This window comes from Paenibacillus oceani, assembly GCF_014705615.1.
GTDB classification, from domain to species: domain Bacteria; phylum Bacillota; class Bacilli; order Paenibacillales; family NBRC-103111; genus Paenibacillus_AB; species Paenibacillus_AB oceani.
In genome coordinates, this window is record NZ_JACXJA010000053.1 from 59,168 (window position 1) to 65,673 (window position 6,506).

Genomic DNA, 6,506 nt, shown 5'->3' on the forward strand with positions numbered 1-6,506 from the left:
GCGAAGAAGGAGGGGAGGCCTTTGCCGGCCACTGCAAAGACGACAACGAAAACGACGAAAATACGGCGAACCCATTCCGATTTGGCGTTCCAGATCGTCAACTACACGCTGATCAGCGCGTTCACCTTCATCTGCCTGTTTCCGTTCCTCAATACGTTCGCCAGCGCATTCAGCGACAATCATGCGATTCAGTCGGGCAAAGTCGTGTTTTTCCCGGTTGGCTTTACGCTTGATCCGATGAAGGCGGTTTTTATGGACCACAGCATTATCCGGGCTCTGTATATTACGGTGTTCGTGACGCTGGTCGGGACTACGGCGCAGATGATGTTCACGATTCTGACCGCTTATCCGTTGTCGCGCCGGGACTTGAAATACCGCGCCCAGATGATGAACTACATCCTGATCACGATGCTGTTCAGCGGAGGGCTGATCCCCGGGTATTTGCTGATCAAAAATCTCGGCATGCTGAACTCGCTGTATGCGATTATCGTTCCCGGGCTGCTGAGCAGCTTCAATCTGATCGTGCTGCGGACGTTTTTCCAGGGGCTCCCCGACGAACTGCGCGAAGCAGCCGTCATGGACGGGTGCAGCAACATCCGGTATATCGTCACTTGCGTCGTGCCGCTGTCGATCCCCGCGATCGCTACGCTTAGTCTGTTCTATGCGGTAGGCCACTGGAACAGCTACTTCGGACCGCTGCTGTTCATCGACAATCCGGATCTCCATACGCTGCAGGTAAAGCTGAGGGCGATCCTGCTGCTGTCCCAGCATACCGTCAACATTAACGAGCTGACCCAGCAAAACGCGCTGCACCTGATGGAGGAGTCGCTGAAGTCGGCGACCATCGTCTTCGCCACGGTGCCGATCCTGCTCGTATACCCGTTCCTGCAAAAGTATTTCGTCAAAGGCGTCATGATCGGCGCCGTCAAAGGATGACAGGATGGATGATCGCTGATCCTGAATACATGCTGTAAGGAGGCAGGCAACATGCGACATGCAAGGGCCAAAACCGCGTTAACCGGACTCGCGCTTGTGATGGCATTGGCAGGATGCTCGGGGGGAGACGGCAAGCCGACCGGGGAAGCGGGCGGCAAGACCGAAGAGAAGCCGCCGGCGGCGCCGGAGAAGCCTACCAAGTTGCGGGTGGAGCTGTGGGACCGGAGCAATGCGGCGGAAGGGACGACGATTACGAACAACTTCCTGACGAACTGGATTCGCGGCGAAGTCGCCAAGATCGGAATCGACATCGAATTCGTTCCGGTACCGCGGGCGACCGAAGAAGAGAAGCTGAACGTCTGGATGGCGTCCGGCGAAGCGCCTGACATTATTTTCGTCTACAACCCGACGGTGATGATGCGGTACGCGGAGCAGGGCGGCCTGCACGAGCTGACCCCGATCCTCGACAAGTTTCCGAAGCTGAAGGATGCCAACAAGGTGGCGCTGGAGGCGGCGGGGCTGTACAAAGGCAAGCGGTACGCGATCCCGGCGCGGGTCGAAGCGACGGCAGGACCGAGTATGAAGATCCGCCAGGACTGGCTCGACAAGCTGAATCTGAAAATGCCGACCTCCAACGACGAACTGTACGCGGTGCTGAAGGCGTTTAAGGAAAAAGATCCGGGGGGCGTCGGCAAGGACAATGTCGTTCCGTGGGGGCTGTCCACGCCGTCCCAAGGGACGAAGAGCTTCTGGTACGGTCCGGCCTACGGGTTCGGCGTCAAAAACCACGGCCCCGGCGGCATTCTCTACATGCCCAGCGGCAATTTCAAAAACGGCGCGTATATTTCCGGTTGGGTATCCCCCGAAGGGAAAAACCTGTTCAAATATATGAACCAGGCGTACCAGGACGGACTTATTCCGAAAGAATTCGTGACCGACGTCAACAATCAGAAGCTGTCGCAGGGGATCGCGAACGGCACGATCGGTTTTCTCGATTCCAACGACCAGGCAACAGGGCTGAATTCGATTACCCGTAAAGCGGTGCCGACCGCCAAATGGGTGCCGGTTCCTCCGTTCAAGCAGCCGGACGGGACGATGGAGACGTCGACCGGAGCGAAAAACGGGATGCTGATCATGATTCCGAAGAGCAGCAAAGTACCCGAGGTGGCGATGAAATATTTGGACTGGATGGCGGAGGAGAAAAACATCTCGACCATTCTCAGCGGAGTGGAGGGCACGCACTACCGGAAGGAAGACGGCTTGAACTTCTCGATTAATCCGGATCAGAGGAAGAAGGATCTGTTCGCGGCGGGAGACCTGGGCATTATCTATAACGGGTCGAGGACGTATACGCTCGATCAGTTCAAGAAGCTGCAGAATACGCCGGAGCATCCGGATGCCGGGGAGCTGTCCTTTCAACACCAGGAAATCTTCCGGAAATACGGCGTGGTCGAGGCGAACCCGGACGTGCCGCGGCCGATCGCGACGAAGAACAACCCGACGTTCGCGAAGTTTCTGTGGGACAGCATCTCGAAAGTGATTATCGCAAGCGACTTCGAGAAGGAGTTCGGCGCGATGGTTGACGGCTGGAAGAAGCTCGGCGGCGACGATTACGACAAGGAAGTGGCCGAAGCGCTGAAGGCGATGAACAAGTAAGTTACACGACACGGCGCGGTGCGTGCACAACCAGAGGAGGGACGAATAGCCCGGCTATTCGTCTTTGCCGTTGTATAAGAGGGTGATCTGTGCTGCTGGCGTACGTTCCGGGCATAAGCTCTTGCTGTTGGAAGGGCGAATCTTGTTCTCTATTAGCCTCGCTAAATGTTAATGCGGATAAGGAGCATGTCCAAGTTACTCCTGGAAAGGATGAGAGACGTGAACAAGCAGCTGTATCTGGACTATATTAAAGCCGCCGTTGCGGAAGGACGCAAGACGTACGACGCCTCGATCGGGCAGTGGAGGCAGGCGTTTAATCCCGAGGTGTTTCTGGGCATGTATACGCCTCCGGGGAACATTGCGCTTCTGGCGCAAACCGAAGGCTTCCTGTTCCATGTGACCGGGGAGCGGCAATACGGGGAGGAGGCCAAACGGCACCTGTTGTCCATCGACGATTTTCAGTCGATCGTGCCGCAGGAGGTGGCCGGTCGTCATCCGGAATATGCGAGAGGCATTCCGGCGTTTGATCCGTTGTTTCAGGGGACACATTATTTGCACGGCTATCTGTACTTGAAAGGGACGGACCTGCTGAATGCGGAGGAAACGGAGCGTATCGAAGGCTCGATCCGCAGCGCAATTCGCGCCATGCTGCATTATCCGGAGTGGGGAGCGCACAACCGCTCGATGCTGCGCGTCTTTGCCCTGTCGCTTTCGATAACGGCGCTAGGTGACACAGAGGAAACCCGCGAGTGGGCCAAGCTACGCGATTATCTGGCCGAAGAGTCGTATGGCCGCTGGTCCATCGAGGACGCCGAGCTGTATCTTCCGCTCTGGCTGTATTCGTGCATCATCTATGCCAAGCATACCGGCCGGGAGAGCGACTACTACTCGAAGCCGCAGACAAAATATTATTTTGACTTTATTACGCGGGCGATTACGCCTTACGGCCAGATCCCTGACTTCGGGGACGCCCATTATAACTCGTATTGGTATTTGTGGCTGGCCTGCCTGGAGATGGGGGCGGCGAAGTACCGCTGCGGCCGAATGAAATACGCGGCAGGCAAAATCTACGAGTACGCCTCTTCCCGTCTGGAGGGCCAGGCTTCCCTGTACTTGGCCGCCTTTTATACGTACGCCTACAATTGGGGAGATGACGATGTGGAGCCGGCTCGCCCGGATGGACAAAGCGAGCTGCTGCTGGAGGATGTGATCGGCAAAAAAATATCGTTTCGCGACGGATGGAACGAGGATGACGCGTACCTGCTGTTCAACTACCGGGACGAGGGGGATTATGCGTACACTCCGCGGGAATACCTTCGTCTGACGATCAACGCTCCGGCCGAGAAAGCCCATCACGGCCATGCCGACGAAAATGCGGTTCTTATGCTGGTGAAACAACAAAATGTACTGCTCCATGATGGAGGATACCGCGATCAGGCGCCGAATGGTAAATATCGGGCAGACCTGTATCACAACAGGCTCATATTCCGGGAAGGGTGGTTCGACCCGGACGGCGGCAGCTCGATGTACGATTTCGTCCATGACGACGGGACCTACAGACGCGTATCGACCGAGCTGCTGCATTTTCAGTCGTTCGGAGCAATCGTTTATAGCCGGACGAGGCTTCGCGACCCTTACCGGTCGGTCATGTGGGACCGGAATATGACGTATTTGCGCGACGAGGGCGTCTACATGATCGCCGATTGGATCGTCTCGCAGCGGGAGCAGCCGCTTAGCACGATTAATGTATGGCATCCCGGCGGCGTGCTGGACGAAGGGCCGAACTATTATGTCGGACAGGTGCCGCATATCTACAAAGGGCCTGGCGATCCATCGCCGCTCGTGAACCGCCGCGACCTGGCGCTGCTGATCGAATTCCCGGGAAGCTCCAGGCCGATCGGCAAAGAGACCATCAGGCGCTGCTACGGGGACAGCACGATGGTGTATGAAGCGGACAGCCGGAATGCGGCGGCAGGGGAGATGGTGAGTTTCGTCACCGTGCTGACTCCTGTGGAGGCGTCCGGCCGGGGGGCGGATCGGATCGGAAGGGTCCAAATCAGCCATTCGCCGGACCGGGCCGATCAGCTCGGGCTCGTCTACCAGGCGCCGGACAAGACGATCCAGCTTGTGTATAAGCTCGATCTGGACAAAGGCGTGCGGCGCGGCGGGCCGGAGGATCGGTTGTACCCGAAATACAGCTGGGAACAAAGAGCCCTGGAATATGGCCGGATCGGGACGGATGCGGACTTCGCCTTTGTGGAGGAGGAGGGGACGGGTCCGGCGCGCTACGGCTTTGTGAACGGGTGCGGCTTGAGGCTTGACGGTACGGACATACACCGGACGCCGGTGTTATCCTATTATCAGTTCCCGCTCGGGAAGTATACGACGGGAGATCACCGATGGCGGGCGTGGTCCGGCCATGTGGCAGGAACAACTTAAAGGGAACGCGGAGGGCTGTTGCAGATGAACTATCGCACATTCGGTTCGACAGGATGGAACGTTTCGGAGATCGGCTTCGGAGGATGGCAGATCGGAGGAGGAGGCGCATTCGGCGCAGTCGACGACGACGAGTCCGTCCGTACGCTGCTGGAAGCGTGGGAGCGGGGAATCAATCTGGTAGATACCGCGCAAATGTACGGCAAAGGCCACTCCGAGGAAGTGATTGGCAGGGCGCTGAAGGAGTGGAGTGGCAGTTATATTTACATCGCTACGAAAGTGCAGCCGGTGCAGTGGCCGCATCCGAGGGAGGACGACCCGGAGATGACCGGGCGGTACCCGTCCGAATATGTGCGCGAGCAGTGCGAGGCCAGCTTGCGCAGGCTCGGGGTGGAAACGATCGATCTGTATCAGCTTCATGGCTGGTTTCCGAAGGGGCTGGAGCAGACCGAGTGGCTGGAAGCGCTCCGGCAGTTGAAGCGGGAAGGGAAAATTCGCGAGTTCGGCGTATCGATCCGGGACTACCGGCCTGAGGACGGGGTGGCTCTAGCTCGATCCGGACTGGCCGCTTCGCAGCAGGTCGTCTACAACTTGTTCGAGCAGCGTCCGGCGGATGAGCTGTTTCCGGCGTGTACGGACAGCGGAACGGCCGTGCTGGCCCGCGTGCCGTTCGACGAGGGGTCGCTGATCGGCAACTGGACGGCGGATACGTACGATACGTTTGCGCCGGGCGATGTGAGGAGGGTTTATTTCAAAGGCGAGCGGTTCCCCAAGACGCTGGAGAAGGTCGCACAGTTAAAAGCGGCGCTGGCCGAGGCGCTTGAAGTGCCGGCAATCAATTTGGCGGAGATGGCGCTTCGCTTCTGTCTGTCGCATGAAGCGGTAAGCTGCGTCATTCCGGGAATGAAAAACGGGAGCGAGCTGTCGGCGAACCTGCGTGTATCGGGTATGGAGCCGCTAAGTCCGGAACTGCTGGAGCTGCTGCGATCGTTTAATTGGCCGAGAAACTTCCATAATCCCGATACGGTCGTGTAGCGGCCGCTGAACCTATAGGCATACCGGTGAGGGTCGACTTCCGGTATGCCTTGTTCTATTCTATGGCTTGAGGGAATACACAAGCGCAGAGTCCACCACCGCAACGATAACGAAGAGAAGCGCCAGTCGGGGATGGCCCGAGGCGTACAGGGCGGCGGCAGCCGAACCGAAGACGGCGGCTTCGAGCAGGATGCGGATCGGGACGGCTACAGGGAAGGAAGCCTTCGGTGCGATGAAGGCGCCCCAGAGTACCGCAGCGGCCAGAGGTGCGCCGAGCCCGAGCAGCAGCTTCATGGGCAGCCCGCCGCCTGCTCCAGCGCGAAATCCCCAATACCCGAGGGCGGCCAGAGCGGCTAGTACTCTCTCAAATCTAATAGTATAGGTTGGATGAATATGGTATAGTTGTGCCAAAAAGAGGAATCCATAGATGCAACCTATTAAAA

Annotated in this window: 5 protein-coding genes; 4 read left to right on the forward strand and 1 reads right to left on the reverse strand. The window is 58.0% G+C overall.

Translation table 11 applies throughout. The features are described from left to right. Positions 1-21 precede the first annotated feature (21 nt). From IDH45_RS29770 to IDH45_RS29785, 4 genes are all read left to right on the forward strand, one after another. The gene (locus IDH45_RS29770) at positions 22-936 is read left to right on the forward strand and encodes a carbohydrate ABC transporter permease (protein ID WP_223837118.1); all 915 of its coding nucleotides are present in this window, start codon (positions 22-24) and stop codon (positions 934-936) included. Between the two features lie 51 nt (positions 937-987). Continuing rightward, positions 988-2,592, forward strand: a complete 1,605-nt coding sequence (locus IDH45_RS29775; RefSeq protein WP_190931790.1) for an extracellular solute-binding protein — start codon at positions 988-990, stop codon at positions 2,590-2,592. Positions 2,593-2,778: 186 nt separating this feature from the next. Continuing rightward, positions 2,779-5,031: a hypothetical protein gene (locus tag IDH45_RS29780; protein ID WP_190931791.1), complete on the forward strand. Its 2,253-nt coding sequence runs from the start codon at positions 2,779-2,781 to the stop codon at positions 5,029-5,031. A 24-nt stretch (positions 5,032-5,055) separates the two neighbouring features. Beyond that, positions 5,056-6,063 carry an aldo/keto reductase gene (locus IDH45_RS29785; RefSeq protein WP_190931792.1) on the forward strand — a complete coding sequence of 336 codons (1,008 nt, stop codon included), beginning with the start codon at positions 5,056-5,058 and terminating at the stop codon, positions 6,061-6,063. A gap of 60 nt (positions 6,064-6,123) precedes the next feature. Here the strand turns inward: IDH45_RS29785 and IDH45_RS29790 are convergent. After that, on the reverse strand, positions 6,124-6,506 hold a 383-nt coding region (locus tag IDH45_RS29790; RefSeq protein WP_317891312.1), incomplete at its 5' end, for a YrdB family protein.

Coding starts and splice junctions, on each gene's coding strand:
- IDH45_RS29780 (WP_190931791.1), top strand. CDS start 2,779: ATGTCCAAGTTACTCCTGGAAAGGATGAGAGACGTGAACAAGCAGCTG.
- IDH45_RS29785 (WP_190931792.1), top strand. CDS start 5,056: ATGAACTATCGCACATTCGGTTCGACAGGATGGAACGTTTCGGAGATC.
- IDH45_RS29775 (WP_190931790.1), top strand. CDS start 988: ATGCGACATGCAAGGGCCAAAACCGCGTTAACCGGACTCGCGCTTGTG.